24 protein-coding genes and 1 riboswitch are annotated in these 23105 nt (G+C 41.0%); of the genes, 10 read left to right on the top strand and 14 right to left on the bottom strand.

All coding sequences use genetic code 11. The features are described 5' to 3' along the window. Nucleotides 1-5 precede the first annotated feature (5 nt). Nucleotides 6-872 (top strand): archaetidylserine decarboxylase, encoded by an 867-nt coding sequence (asd, locus tag H5122_RS06010; protein ID WP_004336058.1) that lies wholly within the window; start codon nt 6-8, stop codon nt 870-872. A 146-nt stretch (nt 873-1018) separates the two neighbouring features. Here the strand turns inward: asd and H5122_RS06005 are convergent, their stop codons facing one another. From H5122_RS06005 to H5122_RS05970, 8 genes are all read right to left on the bottom strand, one after another. Next, nucleotides 1019-1768: a HesA/MoeB/ThiF family protein gene (locus tag H5122_RS06005; protein ID WP_182681686.1), complete on the bottom strand. Its 750-nt coding sequence runs from the start codon at nt 1766-1768 to the stop codon at nt 1019-1021. A gap of 20 nt (nt 1769-1788) precedes the next feature. Further along, entirely contained in the window at nt 1789-3324 is a 1536-nt protein-coding gene (gene thiE, locus H5122_RS06000; protein ID WP_182681685.1) for a thiamine phosphate synthase, read from the bottom strand. A gap of 10 nt (nt 3325-3334) precedes the next feature. Then, nucleotides 3335-4126, bottom strand: a complete 792-nt coding sequence (locus H5122_RS05995) for a thiazole synthase (RefSeq protein ID WP_138488527.1) — start codon at nt 4124-4126, stop codon at nt 3335-3337. A gap of 5 nt (nt 4127-4131) precedes the next feature. Next, nucleotides 4132-4326: a sulfur carrier protein ThiS gene (gene thiS, locus H5122_RS05990; RefSeq protein WP_182673251.1), complete on the bottom strand. Its 195-nt coding sequence runs from the start codon at nt 4324-4326 to the stop codon at nt 4132-4134. Nucleotides 4327-4333: 7 nt separating this feature from the next. Then, nucleotides 4334-5335: an FAD-dependent oxidoreductase gene (locus tag H5122_RS05985; RefSeq protein ID WP_182673250.1), complete on the bottom strand. Its 1002-nt coding sequence runs from the start codon at nt 5333-5335 to the stop codon at nt 4334-4336. Nucleotides 5336-5441: 106 nt separating this feature from the next. After that, nucleotides 5442-7394 carry a phosphomethylpyrimidine synthase ThiC gene (gene thiC, locus H5122_RS05980; RefSeq protein ID WP_220487014.1) on the bottom strand — a complete coding sequence of 651 codons (1953 nt, stop codon included), beginning with the start codon at nt 7392-7394 and terminating at the stop codon, nt 5442-5444. A gap of 140 nt (nt 7395-7534) precedes the next feature. Further along, nucleotides 7535-7649, bottom strand: a riboswitch (TPP riboswitch). A 107-nt stretch (nt 7650-7756) separates the two neighbouring features. Further along, nucleotides 7757-8155: an META domain-containing protein gene (locus tag H5122_RS05975; protein ID WP_032826923.1), complete on the bottom strand. Its 399-nt coding sequence runs from the start codon at nt 8153-8155 to the stop codon at nt 7757-7759. A gap of 126 nt (nt 8156-8281) precedes the next feature. Next, a complete protein-coding gene (locus H5122_RS05970) occupies nt 8282-8680 on the bottom strand; it encodes a thioesterase family protein (protein ID WP_182681684.1) in 399 nt (132 codons plus the stop codon). Nucleotides 8681-8764: 84 nt separating this feature from the next. Between H5122_RS05970 and H5122_RS05965 the strand changes: the two genes are divergently transcribed. Beyond that, nucleotides 8765-10882: a TonB-dependent receptor gene (locus H5122_RS05965; RefSeq protein WP_182681683.1), complete on the top strand. Its 2118-nt coding sequence runs from the start codon at nt 8765-8767 to the stop codon at nt 10880-10882. 289 nt (nt 10883-11171) lie between these two features. On the opposite strand, the gene epmA is transcribed toward H5122_RS05965, so the two are convergent. Beyond that, entirely contained in the window at nt 11172-12146 is a 975-nt protein-coding gene (gene epmA, locus H5122_RS05960) for an elongation factor P--(R)-beta-lysine ligase (protein WP_182681682.1), read from the bottom strand. Between the two features lie 56 nt (nt 12147-12202). Beyond that, nucleotides 12203-12769, bottom strand: coding sequence for an elongation factor P (efp, locus tag H5122_RS05955; RefSeq protein WP_024596699.1), 567 nt, complete (start codon nt 12767-12769; stop codon nt 12203-12205). A gap of 41 nt (nt 12770-12810) precedes the next feature. Between efp and epmB the strand changes: the two genes are divergently transcribed. Beyond that, a complete protein-coding gene (epmB, locus tag H5122_RS05950; protein ID WP_033031971.1) occupies nt 12811-13824 on the top strand; it encodes an EF-P beta-lysylation protein EpmB in 1014 nt (337 codons plus the stop codon). On the opposite strand, the gene H5122_RS05945 is transcribed toward epmB, so the two are convergent. Next, nucleotides 13821-14030: a hypothetical protein gene (locus H5122_RS05945; RefSeq protein ID WP_002960797.1), complete on the bottom strand. Its 210-nt coding sequence runs from the start codon at nt 14028-14030 to the stop codon at nt 13821-13823. The genes epmB and H5122_RS05945 overlap by 4 nt on opposite strands. A gap of 71 nt (nt 14031-14101) precedes the next feature. Here H5122_RS05945 and H5122_RS05940 point away from each other — a divergent pair, with 71 nt between their 5' ends. Next, nucleotides 14102-14392, top strand: coding sequence for a hypothetical protein (locus H5122_RS05940; RefSeq protein ID WP_002960798.1), 291 nt, complete (start codon nt 14102-14104; stop codon nt 14390-14392). A gap of 47 nt (nt 14393-14439) precedes the next feature. Here the strand turns inward: H5122_RS05940 and H5122_RS05935 are convergent, their stop codons facing one another. Beyond that, complete coding sequence (locus H5122_RS05935; protein ID WP_182673246.1) at nt 14440-14931, bottom strand: DUF3016 domain-containing protein; 492 nt, start codon at nt 14929-14931, stop codon at nt 14440-14442. Nucleotides 14932-15207: 276 nt separating this feature from the next. Here H5122_RS05935 and galE point away from each other — a divergent pair, with 276 nt between their 5' ends. Further along, entirely contained in the window at nt 15208-16224 is a 1017-nt protein-coding gene (gene galE, locus H5122_RS05930) for a UDP-glucose 4-epimerase GalE (RefSeq protein ID WP_002960801.1), read from the top strand. A gap of 169 nt (nt 16225-16393) precedes the next feature. Here the strand turns inward: galE and H5122_RS05925 are convergent, their stop codons facing one another. Together H5122_RS05925 and H5122_RS05920 are read right to left on the bottom strand one after the other, a co-directional pair. Further along, complete coding sequence (locus H5122_RS05925) at nt 16394-17074, bottom strand: Fe2+-dependent dioxygenase (protein WP_182673245.1); 681 nt, start codon at nt 17072-17074, stop codon at nt 16394-16396. An 89-nt stretch (nt 17075-17163) separates the two neighbouring features. Next, nucleotides 17164-19344, bottom strand: a complete 2181-nt coding sequence (locus H5122_RS05920) for a TonB-dependent siderophore receptor (protein WP_182673244.1) — start codon at nt 19342-19344, stop codon at nt 17164-17166. A gap of 217 nt (nt 19345-19561) precedes the next feature. Between H5122_RS05920 and H5122_RS05915 the strand changes: the two genes are divergently transcribed. Genes H5122_RS05915 through H5122_RS05895 form a run of 5 tightly spaced genes read left to right on the top strand, consistent with a single transcriptional unit; the run spans nt 19562 to nt 23100 of the window. Then, nucleotides 19562-20335 carry a DUF3450 family protein gene (locus H5122_RS05915; RefSeq protein WP_182673243.1) on the top strand — a complete coding sequence of 258 codons (774 nt, stop codon included), beginning with the start codon at nt 19562-19564 and terminating at the stop codon, nt 20333-20335. Then, nucleotides 20335-21660 (top strand): MotA/TolQ/ExbB proton channel family protein, encoded by a 1326-nt coding sequence (locus H5122_RS05910; protein ID WP_182673242.1) that lies wholly within the window; start codon nt 20335-20337, stop codon nt 21658-21660. Before H5122_RS05915 ends, H5122_RS05910 begins: the two co-directional genes overlap by 1 nt. Beyond that, the gene (locus H5122_RS05905) at nt 21653-22033 is read left to right on the top strand and encodes a MotA/TolQ/ExbB proton channel family protein (protein WP_002960812.1); all 381 of its coding nucleotides are present in this window, start codon (nt 21653-21655) and stop codon (nt 22031-22033) included. The genes H5122_RS05910 and H5122_RS05905 overlap by 8 nt, the downstream gene beginning before the upstream one ends. A 4-nt stretch (nt 22034-22037) precedes the next feature. Further along, a complete protein-coding gene (locus H5122_RS05900) occupies nt 22038-22442 on the top strand; it encodes a biopolymer transporter ExbD (protein ID WP_002960813.1) in 405 nt (134 codons plus the stop codon). Between the two features lies 1 nt (nt 22443). After that, complete coding sequence (locus H5122_RS05895) at nt 22444-23100, top strand: energy transducer TonB (protein WP_138488520.1); 657 nt, start codon at nt 22444-22446, stop codon at nt 23098-23100. Nucleotides 23101-23105: the final 5 nt, after the last annotated feature.

Below are 23105 nucleotides of genomic sequence, written 5' to 3'. Positions count from 1 at the left end.
ATACTGTGAGTTTAGACAAATTTAAAATCGCAATGCAGTACGCAATGCCAAAACATTTTATTTCACGCGTAGTGGGTAAATTAGCCGCAGCTAAAGCAGGCGCTTTAACAACGACTTTAATTAAACTATTTATTAAGCAATATAAAGTAGATATGAGCGAAGCCCAATACCCAGATCCGGCTCACTATAAAAGCTTTAATGAATTTTTTACTCGCCCTTTAAAAGACGGCATGCGCCCAATGGTAGAAGATAGCAATATCATCATTCATCCAGTGGATGGCGCAATCAGCCAGCTAGGCGATATTGTTGACGGACAGCTAATACAAGCTAAAGGTCACGATTACAGCTTACAAGCGCTACTAGGCGGCTCACAAGATGATACAACACCATTTTTAGGCGGTAAGTTTGCCACTATTTATTTAGCACCTAAAGATTATCACCGTATTCATATGCCAATTGATGGCACACTAAGCAAAATGATTTACGTGCCAGGTGATTTATTTTCAGTAAACCCACTTACCGCGCAAAACGTGCCTAACTTGTTTGCGCGTAATGAACGAGTAGTAGCAATTTTTGAAACTGAAATTGGTCCGCTTGCTATGGTACTTGTTGGCGCAACAATTGTAGCCAGCATAGAAACTATTTGGGCAGGTACTGTCACGCCACCAGCAGGTAGCGATGTATTTAGTTGGAAATACCCAACCACTGGCGATAACGCCATCACGCTTAAAAAGGGTGAAGAAATGGGTCGCTTTAAGTTAGGCTCTACTGTGGTACTAGCATGGGGTGCTGATAAAGCTGAAATACTGGATGACCAACTACCAGAAGTGGTTACTCGCTTAGGTACTGCGTTTGCAAAAATTAACGACTAAAATAAATCGTTAATTAGAAATCAAAAAACCGCGTTATTTAAACGCGGTTTTTTTATTTTTGTAGGCGTGAAGCTTGCTCACGCGAAAAGCGCAGATTTTAGTTTCTTAAAGCCACATGTAATAACAGGCACAAGCCCATTCAAAACCTATTTTCCACACTCTTTACACTCTGAATCTTTAATCACTTTAAAGTACTGCTGCTTTAAAGTAAGCGCATCAAACGTTATAAACACACTTCCCTCTGCATGCCCTAGCAATAAGTTAAGCGTAAGTTGCGCCTGCATAGAGCCTATTACACCAAGTAACGGGCTAATAACCCCAGCATTACTGCAATTTATAACCGGTGTAGCTTCGCCCTGTGGAAAAACACAGCCATAACATGGGCTATCACTTTGCCTAAAATCAAAGCCCATTAACTGCCCTTTGGTTGCGAGTGCAGCACCAGAAATTAACGGTATTTTATTACTAATACAATAACGATTAACACTATAGCGAGTACTAAAGTTATCAGAGCAATCAAGTACTATATCAGCACCTTTTAGAATATTAGTGGCGTTACTCTCAGCTAATTTTTGGCAATGCGTTACTATTTCTATTTGATTATTAAGACTCGCTAATACTTTACCCGCTGCAGCGACTTTGCTTTGTCCTAAGTGATTTATTTTATAAAGCACTTGGCGCTGTAAGTTTGAAAGCTCAACCTCATCATTATCAATTAAAATAAGCGTTCCAATGCCCGCCGCAGCTAAATATAAAAGCGCTGGGCTACCTAACCCACCAGCCCCCACTAAAGCAACCGTTGAGGATTTAAGTGCTAATTGCCCTTTAAGCCCAACTTCTTCAAGCAACAAATGGCGGCTGTAACGCAGAGTTTCTTTATCGCTTAGCTCACTCACGTTTATCAGCCTTGTTAGTTTTAATAGGCACTGCTTATGGCCACTTGCAGAGCGCTTATAGCCTCTACGTAATTATCAGCTTCGGTAATCGCACGCACTACGGCAACACTGCCCACGCCTGTTTTCGCTACCTGCTCAGCACGGCTTAAATCAATACCGCCTATTGCTACTTTTGGGTAGCTTTGCATAAGTGGTACAAACTTAATCAGCTTTTCAAGGCCTTGTATTTGACCTGTCATATCTTTTGTTGTGGTTGGGTAAATAGCGCCAAATGCCATATAACTAGGGCGATAATTATGCGCACGCAACATTTCATAAAAACCATGAGTAGAAAGCCCAAGCCTTAACCCTGCGTCTTTAATTGCCGCTAAATTAGCAATGTCTAAATCCTCTTGCCCTAAATGCACGCCATATGCACCGTGCTTAATAGCTAACTGCCAGTAGTCGTTTATAAATACCTGTGCGTTGTATTGTTTGCCCAGCTCAACAGCTTGCTTAATGAGCCCATCAAGCTCGTCTTGCGTTTTATTTTTAACGCGTAACTGCGCTGTTTTAATGCCTTGTTGTAAGCACTTTTCTAACCAATCTATACTATCTACAACTGCATACAAGCCAAGCGATTTACTTTCACAAGGTGCAAAATCAGCAGCCATATTAAAATCAAGCGGCACATCAAAATCTAGTTCATCACCCAGCCAGCTCCCCGGCTCAATCACTTGTGGGTAGTCAGCTAAATTAGTGGGGAACGATGTATGAGCAACCGGTCCAATCCCTTCGCCATAACGTACCGACTGTTTTAGCCCTTGGTTTATATATGCTTTAGCTAAAATAAAGGCATCTTTTAATGGATAGTCTTTAGCTAAACATGCAGCAATTACCGAAGCCATGCTACATCCGGTGCCGTGGTTATGCGGGGTTTGTATTTTTTGATTGCCTAACCAGTATTCTTCACCATTTTGCGTATTACTATCAATACAATAATCAATGCAGTAGCCACTTGGGTAATCCCAATGTCCGCCTTTAATAACAACGGCTTTTGCGCCCCAGCTTAATAACTTATTAGCCGCTTCTTTTATTGCAGCTGGGCCAATTAAATACACACCGGTTAATAACTGTGTTTCGTGGGTGTTTGGGGTTATTACATCCACCAGCGGCAGTAAACATTCTTTTATTGCGCTTACTGTGTCTTCTTCTGTTAGTAAGTCACCGCTTGAGGCAATCGCAACAGGGTCATATACAATAACGGGAGGCACCGGCCACTTAGCTTTATAGTGACTTATATGTTCGCTGATCAACTGAATTTGCTGCACATTGGCAAGCATGCCAATTTTTATCACTTTGGCTTTCATGTCTTTTTCAAGCGCTAGTAACTGCGATTCAATAATATCGGTAGACACCGCATTAATAGCTTCTACGCCTAAACTATTTTGTGCAGTAAGCGCCGTAATTGCCGTGCAGCCATGTACACCAAAACTTTGCATTGCTTTTATATCAGCTTGAATACCTGCGCCGCCGCCCGAATCAGAACCGGCAATAGTCCACACTACGTTATTCATATTCTCTCCTTCACTGCTGATGCCAAAATGGCATACCCATTGTTGGGGTTGATGGGGCTGCAACGTCTTTTTCAGGCATTGCTTTTGCTTGATATGCAAAGCGCCCTGCTTCAACTGCGGCTTTAAATGCGCGGCTCATAGTAATTGGGCAACCCGCCCCTGCAATGGCTGAATTTAATAATACCGCATCATACCCCATTTCGAGTGCTTGGCAGGCATGCGATGGCAAACCTAAACCTGCATCTACTATTAATGTGGTATCGGGTAAACGCTCTCGAATAGTTTTTAAATTATAACTATTTAACAAGCCTTTACCGGTGCCTATTGGCGCCCCCCACGGCATAAGCACCTCACACCCTAGCTCATTTAAGCGCTGGCAAAGTACTAAGTCATCGGTGCAATAAGGCAATACTTTAAAGCCATCATTAATTAATATTTTTGTGGCTTCAAGTAACGCAAAAGGGTCAGGCTGTAAATTGTAATCATCGCCAATCAGCTCCAGCTTAATCCAGTCGGTGGCAAATACCTCTCGGCACATTTTTGCAAGTGTAATCGCCTCTTTTACACTGTGGCACCCTGCAGTATTAGGGAGTATTTTTAAGCCTGTATTTTTTATTAACTGCCAAAAGTCATCACCGGCTGCTGCACTTTGTTGGCGCCTAAGCGACACGGTTACAATTTCAGCACCAGAGGCGACTATCGATTGGGTCATAATGTCGGGCGACGGATAAAGCGCAGAGCCTATTAATAAACGGCTATTTACTTGCTCACCATAAATAGTTAAACAGTCTTTAGTTTGCATGAGCTTTATCCGCCTTGAATGGGTGACAGCAACTCAACACTGTCGCCTTTATTAAGTACATAGTTACTGTGCCGACTTTGTGGAATAAATTCGCCATTAACAGCCACAGCAAAAGGCGCAACCGCACCAAAACTTTGAAGTACCTCAACGAGCGCTTTGCTATTAACATTAAGTAGCTCGCCATTAATTGTAATGTTCATTTTATTCTCACTCTATTCGTGAAACTACTTGCGCCACTAATGCCGGTGCCAGCATATAACCATGACGATATAAGCCGTTAATGCTAATTACATTGCCAACTTGTGATACTTCTGGGCGGTTATCGCTAAATGCAGGGCGTAATCCGGTTTGAATATTAAGTAGTCGTGCTTCGGCAAATCCGCTGTGTACGGTATAAGCCGCTGAAAGTAACTCAAGAGTTGATCGCACTGTTGCGGCGCCGCTATCTTGCGATTCTATTTCGGTCGCACCAATTACATATTCATGATTCGGTTTAGGCGCTATATAAATTGGGTAACGCGGATGCATTAAACGCACAGGTCGCGTTAAATTTACTTCAGGTGCATATAGCCTTGCGACTTCACCGCGCACACCTCTAAGTGGTTTATCGCTTTTAGCACCAAGCCCACGACAATCTATAATGTAGTCAAATGGTCGATTATTTATTTCACCGTTTTTAATGGTTACGCGCTGGTTAAACACACACTTAACTTTGCGCTTGTTGAGCATGGTAAAACTTGCTTTATAAAAGGCTTGGTTATCTATTTGCCCCTCGCAGGGTAAAAATAGACCTTGGTTAAACCGATTAGCAAGCTCTGGCTCTAACTGCGCTATTTGCTGAGCATTCAATGCCTGAGCGCTTTGCCCTGCTATGGGCTTTATTCTCTGAGTAAAGCTTTGTAGATCGCCTTTATCTTGCTGATGCGCAACGACCAATGTGCCTTGCTGCTGAAAAAACACATCCCCCTCAAGTTCACTCACTATTTCTGGCCAGCGCTTCATTGAATCAAGCCCCATTAAAGCTAAATCAGCCTCGCATAACACCGACTCAGCCAGCGGTGCCAGCATGGCTGCTGCCACTTTACCGGCGCTATTTGGGGTTTGCTCATCGTCTGCTTCAAACACCGTTACATGATGCAACTTACTTAGCTCAAGGGCAGCTAAGCGCCCTGCTAAACCAAAACCCACCACAGCAATGTTATAAAACATAAAACCTCCAAAAGCAGTTATTAGTAGGTGCGAACTCACTCGCACTTCTTCAATGTTTAAAGAAGCGAGGTATAAAACCTCACCTACATCTGCATCTAACTTCTTGCTATACCGCTTTGTGGTAAATTTCTGAGCCTGTTTGCTTAAACTGGGCAGATTTAGCTTTCATTTCGGCTTCTACATCAATCATTTTGATCTCAATAGCCTCGCCAGCGTCATTTGGATCAATACCGCGTGTTTCTAAATCTTTAGCGTAATCGCGTACTTCTTGGCTAATTTTCATAGAGCAAAATTTAGGGCCACACATAGAACAAAAGTGAGCCACTTTGCCTGATTCTTGCGGCAGGGTTTCGTCGTGATATTCACGAGCACGCTCTGGATCTAAACCAATATTAAATTGGTCATGCCATCTAAATTCAAAGCGTGCTTTTGATAGCGCGTTATCACGCTCTTGCGCGCCTGGGTGACCTTTTGCTAAATCGGCGGCATGTGCAGCTATTTTGTAGGTAATTAAGCCTTCTTTAACATCTTCTTTATTTGGCAGACCTAAATGCTCTTTAGGTGTTACATAACAAAGCATTGCACAGCCGTACCATGCTATTTGGGCCGCCCCAATACCTGAGGTGATATGATCGTACCCTGGTGCAATATCGGTCGTTAGCGGGCCTAAAGTATAAAAAGGCGCTTCGTCGCAATGCTTTAATTGCTCATCCATATTGGCTTTAATCATGTGCATTGGCACATGCCCTGGGCCTTCAATAAATACTTGTACGTCGTGCTTCCACGCAATTTTAGTCAGTTCACCTAATGTGCGCAGCTCACTAAACTGCGCTTCATCGTTGGCATCAGCAATCGAACCAGGGCGAAGGCCATCACCTAATGAAAAACACACATCGTATTGTTTTAAAATTTCACAAATGTCTTCAAAGTGCGTGTATAAAAAGTTTTCTTTGTGATGCGCTAAACACCACTTAGCCATAATTGAGCCACCGCGCGACACAATACCGGTTACACGTTTAGCCGTCATTGGTACGTAGCGAAGCAGTACACCGGCATGAATAGTAAAGTAATCAACGCCCTGCTCAGCTTGCTCTATAAGCGTATCGCGGAAAATCTCCCACGTTAAATCCTCAGCCACACCGTTTACTTTTTCAAGCGCTTGATAAATCGGTACTGTGCCAATAGGTACAGGCGAGTTACGTACAACCCATTCGCGCGTTTCGTGAATGTAACGCCCCGTTGATAAGTCCATCACGGTGTCTGCGCCCCAGCGGGTAGACCACACCATTTTTTCTACTTCTTCTTCAATAGATGAGCTAACCGATGAATTACCAATATTAGCATTAACTTTTACTAAAAAGTTACGACCTACAATCATAGGCTCTGTTTCTGGATGGTTTATATTATTTGGTAAAATAGCGCGACCGCGGGCTATTTCGTCGCGTACAAACTCTGGGGTAATAAATTCAGGAATACTCGCACCAAACGACTCGCCTTTATGCTGCGCGGCAAGTAATTCTTTACGGATTTCTGCACGCCCCATATTTTCGCGAACAGCTACGTATTCCATTTCAGGGGTAATAATCCCTTGGCGTGCGTAGTGCATTTGCGTTACGTTTTTACCAGCGACACCACGGCGAATTTTTGGAAGGTGATCGAAGCGAATATGATCCAACCCTTCATCTGCCATGCGCTGCTGCGAAAACTGCGACGTCACTGATTCTAAAATTTCAGTGTCACCACGGTTTTTAATCCATTGTTCACGAAATTTTGGTAAGCCTTTACGCACGTCTAGTTCAAAATTAGGATCGGTATACGGGCCCGACGTATCGTAAACACGTAGCGGATCGTTTGTCTCATAAACAGGGTTTTCATCTGTGCCGCCAATAAACGTATCACTTAACGTGATTTCACGCATACCAACGCGCACGCCTGGTTGAGTACCTTCAACGTATACTTTATGAGAATTTGGGAACGGTTGACCCGTTAAGTTATAAATATATTCAGACGCGGCAGCACGAGTTTCTCGGCGTGACGCTTTATTTGTAGTATTTGACATGACTTGCCTCATTGCTTAAGGGTTGTCTTGTCAGATATTCCGAGGAATAGAGAAAGATCGTAAAGTAGCGTACATGCTACTTTGCAGCCTAAAAAATAAATCACTTTATTGTGCGCATAAAAAAAGACGCACAAGCGTCCCATTTTAGGCAGCTTGTTCCCTACGCAGGTATTAACCTGATCAGGTTCACGGATCCCGCTTTCGCGATCTCAGCCAAAAACTAATTCCTTAGCTTTGGCACTCCGACAAGTATTGATATATAAATTTTGTTCGTCGATTCGAAGATATTATTCAACAAATCTGCGCTGAGTGTACGTCAGTTAAAAACTGCCCGCAAGGGGCTGTTTTTCAAAAACTTAAAATTATTTAGGGATAAACACAAATGTTTGCTCGCCTTGCATGACTAATTGCTGGTCTTGCATTTTAAGCTCGGCACCTTGCTTTAAGGCTTGTAATAACTGCTGCTCAAACTCATCAAGCTCTTCGCCGCACGACTTGCGCGTCATTCCTAATTTACTTACGGTAAGGTTACTTTCTTCAAGCGAGCCTTCACCAAAAAATTTGTTACAGCCAGCAAAACCGTTTACTTGCAGTGCTTCAATAAAGCTCATTGATGCATTAAACGAAGGTGGAATTGCTAAACCATCAACACGTGATAATTGCCATTGGGTGTATTTAAGCTGCTCACTGGTAACCGTCCCTGTTGATGCGCAACCAACACATAAACCGACTATAAGCATCGGTATTGCTGCTAATTTCATGCTACTACTAACTAATTGTCTAATTAATGTAATAGTAACAATATTTATGCCCTTTATCCGTTAAAAATGCATGTTTTAAATGTAAATTTTTGTTCTATGATAGTTTAAAAGTTGTCCGATTAAGTACTAAGTTGTAGTTTTGAATACGTTATCTATTTGCTCTGGTAAAAATGGCCTACCTTTTTCATTAACAGACGTTCCTATAACCAGTGCATTGAGCATTACTTTTTCATCGTTTTTACGTATAACCGTTTGCTTAAAGGCAAATTTTAAACGACTAATACGCTGCGGCTCTACAGCCACATAAAATTCATCACCTGGTAATAGTGAATGTTTATAGTCCATTTCGCTGCGCATCACGACTAGGTTAATTTTATCTTTTGCTAACTGAGCAAAATCAATACCGTGTGCGTACAAGAACTCATGTCGAGCATGCTCTAAATAATTAAAATAGACGCTGTTGTTTACAATACCTTGTAAGTCACATTCGTAATCACGTACCTTGAAGTCAACTTTAAAGGTCATATTAGTAATCCTGATTATTTAACGTATAATTGCCGCGTTTATAGCACATGTGTTTAAATAATTGCTACCATACGAGTCCCTAAAATGGAGTTAAGTAACCCAATGAACTTACGTTTGTCTTTAATTACTGCCGCACTTTTACCGCTGCTTGGTGCACCAATTGCAGCTAACGCTGATGATAGCGACCTAGAAAGAATTGTTGTAACTGGCGATTTTCAGCGCGAAAGCATTCAAACTCTAAGCGCGAGTGCGAGCTTATTTAGCGAAGATGAAATTAATCAACGTGGTGCAAGTTACTTAGACGAAATGTTAGGCAGTACCGCCAATGTAAATTTTGCATCTGGTGCGTCGCGCGGTCGTTATATTCAAATTCGTGGCGTGGGACTTCGCTCACAATTTGTAGACCCTATTAATCCATCTGTAGGCTTAGTTATTGATGGTATTAACTATTCTGGCCTTGGTGGCAGTTCATTATTATTTGATATAGACCAAGTAGAAATTTATCGTGGCCCACAAGGTACACGCTTTGGCGCAGACGGCATGGCCGGTATGATCCAAATGGGTTCAGCTAAAGCCACAAGCGATCCAAGCTTAAAATTACAACTAGGTGCTGGCACATACAACACCCGCGAAGCAGGTATTGCAGCAAGCACAGGCTTAACATATGACACTAGCGCACGCGTTAGCTACTTTCGTAGAAAGTCAGATGGTTACGTAGATAACTTGTACTTAAATGACGAAACACAAAATCAAGACGAGCAAGTAGCGCGTTTTAAATTAAACAGCCAGCTTACAAAGCATTTAAATACTGAGCTAAACCTGCACTATATTGATATAAACAACGGCTACGATGCGTTTACGCTTGATAACAGCCGCAATAGCGTTGCCGATGAACCAGGACAAGATAATCAACAAAGCTACGCAATAGGCGTTAATAATACTTACACGGGTTTTGACGCTTTTGATGTAAATTTAAACCTGTCGGCTATTGATACCGAATTACTTTACAGCTTTGATGAAGACTGGGTATGTAACGATACAAGTGAGCCAAAGTTATGTGCTGCTGGCTTACATCCAGATGGATACAGCTCAACTGATTTATACAGCCGCGATCGCGACGATCAGTCTGTAGATTTACAGTTTAATTCTAAAACGGGTAACTGGGTTGCGGGTATTTATTACCAAAACCGTGATGTTGATTTAGAGCGCCAGTACACATGGTTAGCAAGCCCGTTCTCTTCAACTTATGAAACGAGTAACGTTGCAGTATATGGTCAAGTAGCGACTCCAATTGGCCCTAAAACAACATTAATTACAGGTTTACGTGTAGAGCAATACCAAGGCGACTACACCGATAGCAATGGCTTTATAGAAGATACTGACGATGTAATGGTTGGCGGTAAAATTGCGCTAGAGTATCAGGTAATTGATCGTACGATGCTCTACACCAGCATTACGCGTGGCTACAAAGCTGGCGGTATTAACTCAGAAGCGCTTGCTAAAGCCAAAGATGAAGGCTTAAACCTAAGCGCTGATTTTTTCCAGCAACACACCAGTTTTGACCCTGAATATTTATGGAGCGGCGAATTTGGTGTTAAAGGTTCATCACTTGATGACAAATTTACACTTCGCTTAGCAGCATTTTACATGCACCGCGACGATATTCAGTTAAAAGCATGGCAAGTAGAAGGTCAGCAATTTACCGGTTATGTTGATAACGCAAGTTCTGGTAGCAACTACGGACTTGAAGTTGAAGGTAGTTACCAACTAACTGATAATCTATTTTTAACAGGTAGTGCTGGTTACTTAAACACTGAAATTGACGACTTTGTAACACAATCAGGCTTAAATCAAGACGGTCGCGAACAAGCACAGTCACCTAAATACCAGTATGCGTTTACTGCACGTTACAACTTTACTAACGCATTTTACGGCATGGTTGGTATTGAAGGTAAGGACGATTACTACTTCTCAGATAGTCACAATTCACAAGCACCAAGCAGCAACTTAGTTAATTTAAGCTTTGGCTACGAAGCAGACATGTGGGCAGTTCGCGCATGGGCTCGTAATGTATTTGACGAAACAGTCCCTACACGTGGTTTTGAATTTGGTAACGATCCACAAGATGGTTACGCAACGCATACCTATACACAATTAGGTGAGCCTCGCGTAGCAGGTGTTACGTTTACACTTAATCTGTAAAGCACAGCCGTTGGCTTTCAAATGAAAGTTACAGCAAGCAAATAAAAACACCGCGTTTAATTTAAACGCGGTGTTTTTATTTGTAGGTAAGGTTTTATACCTCGCTTTTTATAAAGTTAAATTACACGAGCACGAAATAAATTCGCACCTACAGGTTTGCCGTAGGTTGTTGGGGTTGATGTTTATTGTAGGTGAGGTTTTATACCTCGCTTATTTATAAAGTTAATTTACATGAGCGCGAAATAAATTCGCACCTACAGGTTTTCCACCTACGCCTACAAGCTAAGCATTACGCTCTTTGCACATCAAACGAGATTACGTCTTTAATTTTTTCTTTATTTGTTGCGAGCATTACAAGCCTATCTATACCCAAAGCCACCCCTGCGCACTGAGGTAATCCATGCTCCAGCGCTTTAATTAAACGCGTATCCATTGGCACTTGCTTTAAACCGTTTTCAGCGCGGTATGCGTTATCTTCATTAAAACGTTTAGCTTGCTCGCTGGCATTTGTGAGTTCGTTAAAGCCATTCGCCAATTCCATATTTTTATAATAAAGCTCAAAGCGCCCTGCTACACGTGTATCGTGTTCACAAATTTGTGCAAGTGCCGCTTGAGAAGCTGGAAAGTGATACACAAAACATGGCTTATCTTGTCCTATTGTAGGCTCCACTTTCATACAAAATAATAATTGTAGTAAGGTATCTTTATGTGTTTCATTTTGGGCTATATCAGCAAATCCCTGCTCACACGCTAGTTGCTTTAATTGCTCTAGGTTCGCTGTTAGCGGATCGAGCCCAAGTGCTTGTTCAAACGCTTGCTGATAAGTAAGCCTTGTTGCCGGCTCAACATCTAAAACAAGCCGCGTTAGCTCATCCATTTCATCCATAAGTGCAAACTCATCAAAGCCTGGGCGATACCATTCCAGCATTGTAAATTCGGGATTGTGATGACTACCTGCCTCTTCATTTCTAAATGCTTTACAAAGCTGAAAAATAGCGCCTGAGCCTGCTGCTAACAAGCGTTTCATAGCAAACTCTGGAGATGTTTGTAAAAAAAGAGGGAGCCCACCAGCATGCCCTGGACCTACAAATGTGGTGTTAAAACTGGCCAAATGCACATCGGTTACACTGGCAGCACTTAAGCTCGGCGTTTCTACTTCCATTACATCACGTGCATAAAAAAAATCACGAATGTTACGTAATATTGCTGCACGTTGTTTTAGTGTTTCAATGCTTGCGCTTGGGGCCCAAAGATCTGCTGACATATTTTCTCCAAAAAAAATCCCAGCTTAAGCTGGGATTTTATAAACAATGTTAAAGCTTACTTAACACGGCTTACGTATTCACCGTTACGAGTGTCTACTTTAATTACTTCGCCAATTTGTACGAATAATGGAACTCGTACTACAGCGCCTGTGCTAAGCGTTGCTGGTTTACCACCAGTACCCGCTGTATCACCCTTAAGGCCAGGATCTGTTTCAGTGATCTCAAGCTCAACAAAGTTAGGTGGTGTAACAGCAATAGGGCTGCCGTTCCATAATGTAATTGTACATAAATCATTTTCAACTAACCATTTAACTGCATCGCCTAGTGCTTTTTCGTCAGCAGCAATTTGCTCAAATGTTTCGTTGTTCATGAAATGCCAAAATTCGCCGTCTGTGTATAGATACGCTAAATCGGTATCCATTACATCAGCACCTTCAACTGATTCACCCGATTTAAAGGTTTTTTCAAGCACCTTACCAGAGATAAGTTTACGGATACGAACACGGTTGAACGCCTGGCCTTTACCAGGTTTTACCATTTCATTTTCTAAGATACTGCAAGGCTCGCCGTCCATCATAATTTTTAGGCCGCCCTTGAACTCGTTGGTGCTATAATTCGCCATCGTTTCCTCTATTTATATTTTTTCGAGTAATCTACATGCCAATGATACAAAGAAATGAAGCAAATTTGCATAAAAACTGGCAAAAAGAATTAGCAAATGTAGTTACCTGCCCAAAAACCTTGCTTGAAATGGTCGGTTTATCGAGCCAAGTCCATGAAAACGACCTAAAAGCCCGTAGTTTATTTCCGGTACGCGTGCCTATCCCTTTTATAAAAAAAATACGCAAAGGCGATCCAAACGATCCTCTTTTATTGCAAGTCATGCCACGCCATCAAGAATTTTTAACTAAGTCGGGTTTTAATAAAGATCCCCTACTTGAGCAAGATAACGAACAACCCGGCCTTTTACATAAGTATAAATCGCGTGTTTTAGTAATGTTTAAAACCGGCTGTGCAGTCAATTGTCGTTACTGCTTTAGAAGGCATTTTCCGTATCAAGAAAACCAACTTAATAAAAAAAGCCTGCTTGAAACACTAAGCTACATAAAATCTGATGCCAATATAAACGAAGTGATTTTAAGTGGTGGCGATCCGCTGATGGCCAAAGACGATGCAATAAGTTGGTTTTTAGATGAGCTTGAGCAATTACCACAAATTAAACGAATGCGAATTCATAGTCGTTTACCAGTAGTTATACCCACGCGGGTTACCGATGAGTTATGTGAGCGATTAGCAAAATCGCCATTAAAAATTATTTTTATTAATCACATAAACCACGCCAACGAAATAGACGCTGACTTTAAAGCTGCTATGCAAAAGCTTAAACAAGCAAACGTAACGCTTTTAAATCAAGCTGTAATTTTAAAAGATGTGAACGATACGCTCGATGCGCAAATAAATTTAAGCGAAGCGTTATTTGACGCAGACGTATTGCCGTATTATTTGTATTTGCTCGATAAAGTTGAAGGGGCCAGCCACTTTGATATTAACGAAGAAGACGCGATAAAAATAATGGCAGAGCTATTAAAAGCCCTGCCTGGATTTTTAGTGCCTAAATTAGTGAGAGAAATAGGTGGTCAAAAAAGCAAAACACCTATCGACCTTAAGCTAATTTAAACATATATATTTACGTTGTTACCCAATGATGCAGTTACCGACTTAGCCGGTGTTTGTGCACTTGACGATTGTGCAGCACCTTCAATAAGTGCAAGTGCTGCTGCGCCATCTGCTAGTTGCTGCTTTTTAGATAAAGCAGCGCTATAAAGCTCACTGCCTTGGCCTGAGCCAGAAACAGCGGGTAAACTTGTGCCTGATATATTCATATAACAAACCTGACTTTTAAATGTAATCCAAGTATTATGTCGGCCATGCAGTACAAAGCTTTAGGAAAACCATGGATTCAATTATTGAACAACTCAATACTAATTTAAAAATTGTTTATCGTCAGGCGCTTGATGCCGACAAAAAACTCGATGAACTACAACAGCAAGGCCATGGCAAATTTAAAGCCTTATTTGCACAAGATGCTGGTTTTAGCTTTGAAGCTAAACGCTTTAAGCCGTATGTTCTTGACGTAGCCGCTGACGTTGAAAGCTTATCTAACGATGGTTTTGATGAAGAAAAACTTAAAACAACCGTTATTAAGTTACAACAAATACTCACGCTGTTAGCTACTTTTAAGTAAAGCTTAAAAATAAAAATGCCGCTATTTAGCGGCATTTTTATTTTAAGTTAATCTAAACTTGGTAATATTTGCTCACCAAACCACTGCGTTAATAAGCGTTTTTCGTAATATAGTGATTCTTCGCGGCCCATTTTAATTTTATCCATAAAGCCCATATCTTTGAGCTCCACATCAGTATCTTTACTAAGCACGGTACCGTCGTTATCGGTTAACGAATAATTAAGCTTAATTCGTGGAAAGTATATTGGTTTTACTACACGAATTTCCTCCATACCACCATAACGCACATCTCCCGCTAAATCTAAATCAGTAAACTCTACGTTTAACTTATAATCTTTTGGTAGTTGCTCAGCTAATTTAGACATATGTTTTTCAAAACTTGCCGCAATACTTTTGTGATACGAGCCCTTAGCTTGGTTAGACGCTCGCACATCACGATAATCATTAAAGTCATTCCATTTAACAACAGACTCACCAGCATGGGCAAGCGCAGGTAATGCGATACACATTGTTGTTGCTATTTTTTTAACTAAATTCATATCTTTCTCCAAAGAGGTAACCAATCACAAAAGTGTGGATTGGAGTAAACCTAGCACTAGCTATTACTAAAGCTATTTTAGCACTTGTTTATTAACTATAACTTAATCTTACGAATCAAGTGTTACTTGTTTTGCACAAAATGTAATCAAAAGTATTTAATGTGCTGATATCAAAAAAATACGATTAAAATCATATAAATTACAGATAAAACATGTAAATCACCTCTATTTATGGTGAAATTAACTTAATTGATAAAAGGTACCCACGGAGCTTTCATGACTATTTTAGTAACCGGTGGCGCAGGCTATATTGGCTCGCACACTGTTTTAGAACTTTTACAGCAAGGTAACGATGTTGTTGTTATTGATAATTTAAGTAACTCATCACAAGAATCACTTGCGCGCGTAAAAAATATAACAGGTAAAGAAGCCACTTTTTACCAAGGCGATATTCTCGATAAACCCTTTTTAGATTCAGTATTTGCAAAACACACGGTAGATAGTGTTATACATTTTGCGGGTTTAAAATCAGTAGGCGAGTCGGTTGCAAAGCCAGTTGAGTACTATCAAAACAACGTTCAAGGTACGCTTACGCTTGTTGATGCGATGCGCGATGCGGGTGTATTTAAATTGGTATTTAGCTCGTCAGCCACGGTTTACGGCGACCCTGCAAGCTTACCAATCAAAGAAGATTTCCCTGTAGGCGGTACAACCAACCCTTACGGCACATCTAAGTTAATGGTTGAAATGATGCTACAAGATATCGCTAAATCAGATGAGCGCTTTGCGTTTGCTATTTTGCGTTACTTTAACCCAGTGGGTGCACATGAGTCGGGCTTAATTGGTGAAGATCCTAATGGTATTCCAAACAATCTTTTACCGTTTATCGCACAAGTAGCGGTAGGTAAATTAAAGCAACTCGCTGTATTTGGTGATGACTACGACACAGTTGATGGCACCGGTGTGCGCGACTATATACATGTTGTAGATTTAGCGATTGGTCATTTAAAAGCGCTTGATAAAATTGCCAGCAGTACGGGTGCATTAGTTTATAACCTAGGTACTGGTAATGGTTACTCTGTACTACAAATGGTTAATGCATTTATTAAAGCAAGCGATCAGGCTGTACCCTATCAGGTTTCACCTCGCCGCCCTGGTGATATTGCAGCGTGTTATGCAGCGCCAGAAAAAGCACTTAATGAACTTGGCTGGGAAGCCGTGCGCGGTATTGATGAAATGATGCAAGATACCTGGCGCTGGCAGTCAAATAACCCTAACGGTTATAAGGGTTAAGTAAAACAAGCTTTGCGCTTACAATAAGTGCGCGGCATCAAGCCGCGCATACCGAGCATTTAAAACACCGAATTCAATTTTATGGCTGCGTCGTAGGCGTAGAGCTTACTCACGCGAAAAGCGCAGCTTTTAATTACTTATATCCAATATTTAATAACGAGTATCTTCGTTATGTCTGTGCCCACTGTCTTAGTAAGTTATGGTACACACCTGTTAATTGAATAATCTCTGGGCTATCTTCTACTTTGCTGCGCAAACTTTGAATCGACATATCTAAATCAAATAACAAACCACGTTTTTCGTCGCTGTTTACCATGCTTTGCATCCAAAAAAATGAGGCTAATCTGCGCCCACTCGTTACTGGCATTACACGATGTAAACTCGTTGAAGGGTATAACACCATACTGCCTGCGGGCAGCTTTACACTGTGTGAGCCATAAGTGTCTTCAATAACAAGTTCACCGCCCTCATAGTCTTCAGGATCGTTAATAAATAACGTCATTGATACATCTGTACGAATTTTTACTGGCGTACCCGGCACTTGTCTAATTGCATTATCTACATGTACACCAAACGATTGCCCGCCTTGATAGCAATTAAATAACGGAGGAAAAATTTTTGCAGGAAGTGCAGCCGACATAAACAAATTACTACGCGCAAGTGCTGCCATAATAATATCGCCAAGCTCTTGGCATTCAGGACTATTTTCAGGTAGCTGTAAGTTATTTTTTGCTTTGGTTGATTGATGACCTGCGGTAATACTGCCATCGGCCCACTGCGCTTTAAGCAAAACCTCATGGCAATACGCCACTTCTTCTTTCGTTAATAGCTCTGGAATTTTAACTATCATGTGCGCCCTCTCACATTTTCATCAAATAATTAAGGGCAGGTAATAGGCCTGCCCTTATGCTTACTTTTGTTTTTTAATTTGTTTTAAAATTAAAAAGAGTAGCTCGCTGTTAAACTAAACTTACGACCATCACCTGGTACAAAGTGTCCACCACCTAACTGATCAACGTAATCTTTATCACCTAGGTTTTCACCATTAAGCTGCAGGCTCAAATCTTTTGATATGTCATACGCAACCATCAGGTCAAAAATAGTATAACCTGGCGCACGAGAGCGTGTTGACGTAGTGCCGTTGTAACGCTCACCTACATACTGCGCACCTAAACCAAACGATAACTTATCCGACATATCGTACGTAGTCCAAACACTCGCGCTATTTTTAGGCGTACGTGCAAGCTCGTTACCAATTTGAGTTGCGTCGTCGCCTAATGCTTTAGTTACTTCGCTATCTTGGTAAGTGTATGAAGCAATTACAGTCCACTCTTTAGTAATTAGGCCTGTTGCTGAAAGCTCTAAACCTTGTACACGCTGTTCACCACCAAGTATTTCGTCACTTGAGCTATCTGCAAATGGGTCATCAGTACGGGCATTGGTTTTTTCAGTACGGAAAAGTGCAGCATTAGTTTGCAGGCGGCCATCCATTAGGCTCCATTTAGTTCCTAATTCATAACTGCGGCTTTCTTCTGCGTCTAAATCAGCTGCATTTGAACGCGTAGATACCGTTAGGCTTTCCGCCGATGGGTTAAATGAATTACCTGCGCCTAAATATACACTGCCATTTTCTGTAGGTTTATAAACTACAGCTGCATTCCAGCTAAATAAATCGTCACTTGTCGAAATTAAAGCGCTTGGATCATTGTAATCGTTGTGATAATCCGTAGTGAAGCTATCAAAGCGAATTCCACCTGTAACTTCCCATTGCTTGTTAAGCGTCACTGTATCAAATGCATAAATAGCTTGGTTTTTAGCTTTAGCTTCAATGCTTGTACCGTCACGGCCGTACACACCCGTAAACGCAATTGTTGCATCAGGGTTGTATAAGTCGTTACGTATTCCATCTTCAATTAAGTTATCAGGCGTAGTGGCAACAAAGTTATGGCGTGTAAACGTTTCATTTGCAAGTTCAACACCCACTACAACATCGTGAGTAAAGCCAGCAAATTCATAGTTACCAATTAAATCAACTTGAAGTGCAGCAAGTGAATTTTCAGTATCACGTGTTTTTTCATCTGCAAAGGTAATGTCAGTGTCTGTTGTAACCGAGAAATAACGCGGTGCAGTTGTTACTGATTCACGTTTTACTTTACCTAAACGACCTTGCACACGTAACGTAGTATTTTGAGAAAAATCATACTCATAACGAGCTGTTGTTGAGTAAGCTTCAATATCTTCGTAATCACGGTAAATATTACCGTAAAAGTTATCAAAATCGACAGGAGAAGGTGAGCGCGCGCTATCTGCAAGTTCAGCTACTGGCGTATCGCTGTAAACCCAAGGAATACCATAATCAGGTAAATTGTCTTGGCGTTGATACTCTAGGTTTAAATCAAAACGGCTGTTTGTACCAAGCCCTGTTGCAAATGCAAACGCAACAGCATTTGTTTCATTTTCAACATGATCGCGACCTGCAACATCACCTTTATCAGTAAGAAGATTGATACGTAGTGCGCTTGTATCGTTTACTTGAATGTTAGTATCAAAACGACCACGGTAATCGTTTTCTGTACCTAAACGTAGAGAAACGTCGTTAAAGTTGTCTAACTTCGCCTTTTTACTTTCTAAATTAACACTACCACCTGTTGCGCCACGACCAGAAACTGCAGAGCCTGGGCCTTTTGCAACTTCAACGGCTTCAATGTTGTAAATATCACGTGTGTAACCTGCAACATCACGAATACCATCAACAAAAATATCATTTGTTGCACTAAAACCACGAATCGACATGCTATCGCCAGTAGGTGAGCCACCCTCACCTGCTGCTAAAGAAATACCTGAAACATTACGCAAAGCATCACGTAGGCTATCTACGTTTCTGTCTTTCATTACCGCTTGGTTGATTACTGTTACCGTTTTAGCTGTATCGAGTAGCGGTTGAGTGTATTTATGCGACGTTGATTTTTCTACAACATAACTAGACTCAGTTTTAGTTTCTGCTTTGGTTACCGATAGTTCTTGAACATCCTGTGCACTTGCCCAAGTTGAAAGCGTAGCTGTAACAACCGCTGCAATTGGCTTCACGTACGCATTTCCTTTATTCGATGGCTTACTCATGGTTACTCCGTAGTTTTTATTAAGCACTTAACTATTGTTAATTTAAGGTACATATTTAATTTCGGCGAAATCCTACCACTCAAACAACTCAATGTAAACGATAACTGTTATCAATTGCATTGTTATGTGAATTCCTATATTGTATACACACTCAAAAATTAACAGTAATTACGTCCTTGTAATTGCTTGTCGTAACTTTCAGGATTGTTGTTAAGTAATGCGAAGCTTAATTAAACCAATTAGCGTAGTTATCGCGCTTTGTAGCACTATGGCAGTAAAAGCCGACACTGTTAGTGAGCTAGAACAACTCGTTAATAAATGGCTACAAATAGAAAATCAAAACACAGAATTAAATACTCATTGGCTTGAACAAAAAAGCAGTATGGAGCAAACCTTAACGCTTCTTAATGCCGAGCAGCAGCAACTTAGCGAGCTTAATCAGCGTAGAAAAAAAAGCACCAGTGAACTTGCCCAAAAACGCGAACAGCTTGTAACTCAGCAATCAGAACTTGAAAATGATCAACAGCAATTAAATGATCAACTAGCACGTATTTCTCAGCAATTACTTTCATTACAAGTGCAATTACCTCCGCCACTATTAAACAGTTGGAAAAATGCAGGTGATTTAAGCGATTCAAAACTCAGTACAACTGACAGATTACAAACAGCGCTCAAAATGCTGACTCTACTTAATGATTTTCAACAGCGTATTTCTATTCACGAAATGGCTATTAAACACCCTGACGGGCAAGAAGTGTGGGTAAAGCAGCTTTACTTAGGTGCAGCTCAAGCATGGTTTGTAAGCGAAGATTTAAGTTATGTAGGTATTGGTTTTCCAAGTGACTTAGGTTGGCAGTGGGAGTTTGATTCAAGCATTAATGCAGAACAAGTTGCACTGGGTATTGCTGTACAGCAAAAAAAGCGCGCTGCTGATTGGGTAACACTCCCAATATTAAGTTATGTAAATAAAAACCAGCAAGGGGCTAAATAATGGCTACTAACAGCATAATTAAAGTATTTAGCGCCACAGTGTTACTTTTTAGTGCAAACATATCTTTTGCAGCTAGCAGTGATGATGCTAAGCAAAGTATTTTAAGTGATATTAAAACAGCGCAGCGTACTCTAAGTAAAACTCAAAATAGCATTTCAAAAGAGCAAGCGACCCTTGCAAAGCAAATTTTTACCAAGCAGCAATCGCTCAGTAAATTACGCGAACAAGCAGCCGTTAATCGCCGCCTAGCTGACGAAAACACATTAAGCCTTGATCAGTTACAAACCCGATTAGACACTTGGCAACAGCAGCAGCAATATCAATTAAACTTACTTAGCCGTTTTGTACGCCAAAATACCAGCAATAGTGCTAGCAGTAACGAGTCGGCTAATAGCCAAAACGAGTTATTAAGCCGTGTTGTATCGCTAATTAATAATCAAGAGCAGGCACTTTATCCACAGTTAAAAAAACAATCGGTTGTGCTAAGTAATGGCGAATTAAGCCAAGCTAATACCCTTCAAGTCGGGCCTGTTGCATGGTTTAGTACGCAAACACCTAAACTTATGGGTTTATTAAATTTAGATGATGAATCTAATGCATTAAAAGTAGCGTTAGTACAATCAACAAGTGACGACAACCCACTCGATAATACTTTAAAGCAAAACGGTGTAGGCTCTACATTACTTACTTTTGATCCTAGTTTAACGCACTTAGTAACTAGCCAAGCCCAACAAGAAAGTCCGCTTGAACACCTAGAAAAAGGCGGTTTATGGGCTATCCCTATTATTTTATTTGCCTGCTTTGCACTTACCATTGCGCTATTAAAAGCCGCACAGCTACTGCGTTTAAGTAAAATTAAAATGCACTCTCAAATGCAATTACAGCAACTTTTTAAAGCTGAAAATAGCAGTGAATTTTCAGGTATGCAGCAGCAGCTATTTAACTTAACGCTGCAAAGCGAAAAAGGCCAAGTACGAGACGATCAATTATTTAATCAGTTAATTCATGATAAGCATAAACTCGATAACTTTATTGGCGCTATTGCCGTTACTGCAGCAGTAGCCCCACTACTTGGGTTATTAGGCACTGTTAGCGGCATGATCGAAACATTTAAAATGATGACCTTGTTTGGCTCAGGCGACCCAGAAGTTGTATCGGGCGGTATTGCACAAGCACTTATAACAACCGAACTGGGTTTAGTCGTTGCTATACCAGCACTCGTTTTAAATGCACTGTTATCGCGTAAAGCAAAAGCGTATTACAGCCAACTAGAAGGCTTTGCATTACAGCTAAGCCAACTAGAAAAAGGAGATAACAATGTTTGAAAAAATAGTTAGTAACCCTATTTGCTGGTGTATTCTTTTACTCGCTTTATTTGTATACCAGCTGATTTTTCATGACTTACTGCACCTTAAACAATACCAAGCGCAGCGCAAAGGTTATTGGCAAGAAGTTAGCTCTATTTTAACTGCAGCGCTTCCGCTACTTGGTTTATTAGGCACCATTGTTGGTTTGCTTGATACATTTAAAGTAATGGCGCTGGGCCATAACGAGTTAATGAGTGACGCCATTGGTGATGCATTGCTAACAACTCAACTTGGTCTTGTGTGCGCTATTCCTGCGTGGTTAATGCAAGCTTACTTAGCGTATTCGCAGCGTAATCCTAAATTACATACATTAAGTAAACAGTTAGGGTAACACTATGCAATCACGATTAAAGCACAAGCTAGAGCAAGAAGCGGGGCAACATATTGATATGTCGCCGCTACTTGATGTGGTATTTATATTGCTAATATTTTTTATTGTTACAACCGTATTTGTACGCGAAAGCGGCGTTGAGGTTGATAAACCACAAGCCGTATCGGCCAGTCGTCTTGAGCAGCAAGTTATATTTTTAGCAATAACCGACAACCAACAAGTATTTTTTGATGGCGGCCAAATTGGTGTTGCCGGTGTACGTAGTAGTGTCGAGCAAATGTTAAAACAGCAACAACGCCCTGTGGTTATTCAAGCTGATAAAACAGTACCTACTGAGTTACTTGTTCAAGTAATTGACGAAGCAAAGCTGGCAGGCGCAGCGCAAGTTAACTTAGCTACGAAACAATAATATGCACACGATTAACCCGCTTCAAAAAACAAAAAACAATCGCCATCCGCTGTTTGCATTTGGCCTTAGTCTCATTGTGCTTAGTGCTGCATTACTGCTTTTATGGCTTGGGCAACTTGCAGAGCATCATATCCAAGACAAAGTGGTTGTACGTGAGATTGCCATGGTGGCACTGCCACCTCCGCCACCTCCATCAATATCACAACAGCAAACAAGTGAGCCAATGCAAAGCTTAGCGGTAGAAGGTGCAGGCGCGTCAATTCAAGCCGTAAAAATTAAGATAAAGAGTGATTTAAGTATTGTAAAACCCGATACCCCCAACGTAAAAGTAAGCGCGCCACAATGGCAATCAATGAGTGTAAATTGGGATGCATTTAGCTTAAATCAACTCGATGGTCTCCCCACTTTACTTACTCCCGTCAAGGCCGTTTTACCAAAAAGCTTAACCCGCCGAGGTGTTGATGTATTTACTGTAAAACTCGATGTATTTATTGATGAAAGTGGCAAGTTAAGTTTAATTGAGGTAGTACAAAACCCATACCCTGAACTTAAACCAGCTATCGACAAAATTATTAAACAAAGCCGCTTTAGTGCACCTAAAAAAGAAGGTGAAACCGTACGCGCTCGCTTTATTTGGCCAATCGAATTTAAACCTTAAGCCTA

The organism is Pseudoalteromonas sp. SG43-8, from assembly GCF_014164245.1.
GTDB classification, from domain to species: Bacteria; Pseudomonadota; Gammaproteobacteria; order Enterobacterales; family Alteromonadaceae; genus Pseudoalteromonas; species Pseudoalteromonas distincta.
The sequence above is the reverse complement of the archived record's forward strand: the minus strand, read 5'-3'. Positions and strand labels throughout refer to the sequence as shown.

What these genes read in the sequence shown, in the direction of transcription:
- thiE (WP_182681685.1), bottom strand. Translation starts at nt 3,324, where the DNA reads ATGAATAACGTAGTGTGGACTATTGCCGGTTCTGATTCGGGCGGCGGC.
- H5122_RS05995 (WP_138488527.1), bottom strand. Translation starts at nt 4,126, where the DNA reads ATGCAAACTAAAGACTGTTTAACTATTTATGGTGAGCAAGTAAATAGC.
- thiS (WP_182673251.1), bottom strand. Translation starts at nt 4,326, where the DNA reads ATGAACATTACAATTAATGGCGAGCTACTTAATGTTAATAGCAAAGCG.
- H5122_RS05985 (WP_182673250.1), bottom strand. Translation starts at nt 5,335, where the DNA reads ATGTTTTATAACATTGCTGTGGTGGGTTTTGGTTTAGCAGGGCGCTTA.
- thiC (WP_220487014.1), bottom strand. Translation starts at nt 7,394, where the DNA reads ATGTCAAATACTACAAATAAAGCGTCACGCCGAGAAACTCGTGCTGCC.
- H5122_RS05975 (WP_032826923.1), bottom strand. Translation starts at nt 8,155, where the DNA reads ATGAAATTAGCAGCAATACCGATGCTTATAGTCGGTTTATGTGTTGGT.
- H5122_RS05970 (WP_182681684.1), bottom strand. Translation starts at nt 8,680, where the DNA reads ATGACCTTTAAAGTTGACTTCAAGGTACGTGATTACGAATGTGACTTA.
- H5122_RS05965 (WP_182681683.1), top strand. Translation starts at nt 8,765, where the DNA reads ATGGAGTTAAGTAACCCAATGAACTTACGTTTGTCTTTAATTACTGCC.
- epmA (WP_182681682.1), bottom strand. Translation starts at nt 12,146, where the DNA reads ATGTCAGCAGATCTTTGGGCCCCAAGCGCAAGCATTGAAACACTAAAA.
- efp (WP_024596699.1), bottom strand. Translation starts at nt 12,769, where the DNA reads ATGGCGAATTATAGCACCAACGAGTTCAAGGGCGGCCTAAAAATTATG.
- epmB (WP_033031971.1), top strand. Translation starts at nt 12,811, where the DNA reads ATGATACAAAGAAATGAAGCAAATTTGCATAAAAACTGGCAAAAAGAA.
- H5122_RS05945 (WP_002960797.1), bottom strand. Translation starts at nt 14,030, where the DNA reads ATGAATATATCAGGCACAAGTTTACCCGCTGTTTCTGGCTCAGGCCAA.
- H5122_RS05940 (WP_002960798.1), top strand. Translation starts at nt 14,102, where the DNA reads ATGGATTCAATTATTGAACAACTCAATACTAATTTAAAAATTGTTTAT.
- H5122_RS05935 (WP_182673246.1), bottom strand. Translation starts at nt 14,931, where the DNA reads ATGAATTTAGTTAAAAAAATAGCAACAACAATGTGTATCGCATTACCT.
- galE (WP_002960801.1), top strand. Translation starts at nt 15,208, where the DNA reads ATGACTATTTTAGTAACCGGTGGCGCAGGCTATATTGGCTCGCACACT.
- H5122_RS05925 (WP_182673245.1), bottom strand. Translation starts at nt 17,074, where the DNA reads ATGATAGTTAAAATTCCAGAGCTATTAACGAAAGAAGAAGTGGCGTAT.
- H5122_RS05920 (WP_182673244.1), bottom strand. Translation starts at nt 19,344, where the DNA reads ATGAGTAAGCCATCGAATAAAGGAAATGCGTACGTGAAGCCAATTGCA.
- H5122_RS05915 (WP_182673243.1), top strand. Translation starts at nt 19,562, where the DNA reads ATGCGAAGCTTAATTAAACCAATTAGCGTAGTTATCGCGCTTTGTAGC.
- H5122_RS05910 (WP_182673242.1), top strand. Translation starts at nt 20,335, where the DNA reads ATGGCTACTAACAGCATAATTAAAGTATTTAGCGCCACAGTGTTACTT.
- H5122_RS05905 (WP_002960812.1), top strand. Translation starts at nt 21,653, where the DNA reads ATGTTTGAAAAAATAGTTAGTAACCCTATTTGCTGGTGTATTCTTTTA.
- H5122_RS05900 (WP_002960813.1), top strand. Translation starts at nt 22,038, where the DNA reads ATGCAATCACGATTAAAGCACAAGCTAGAGCAAGAAGCGGGGCAACAT.
- H5122_RS05895 (WP_138488520.1), top strand. Translation starts at nt 22,444, where the DNA reads ATGCACACGATTAACCCGCTTCAAAAAACAAAAAACAATCGCCATCCG.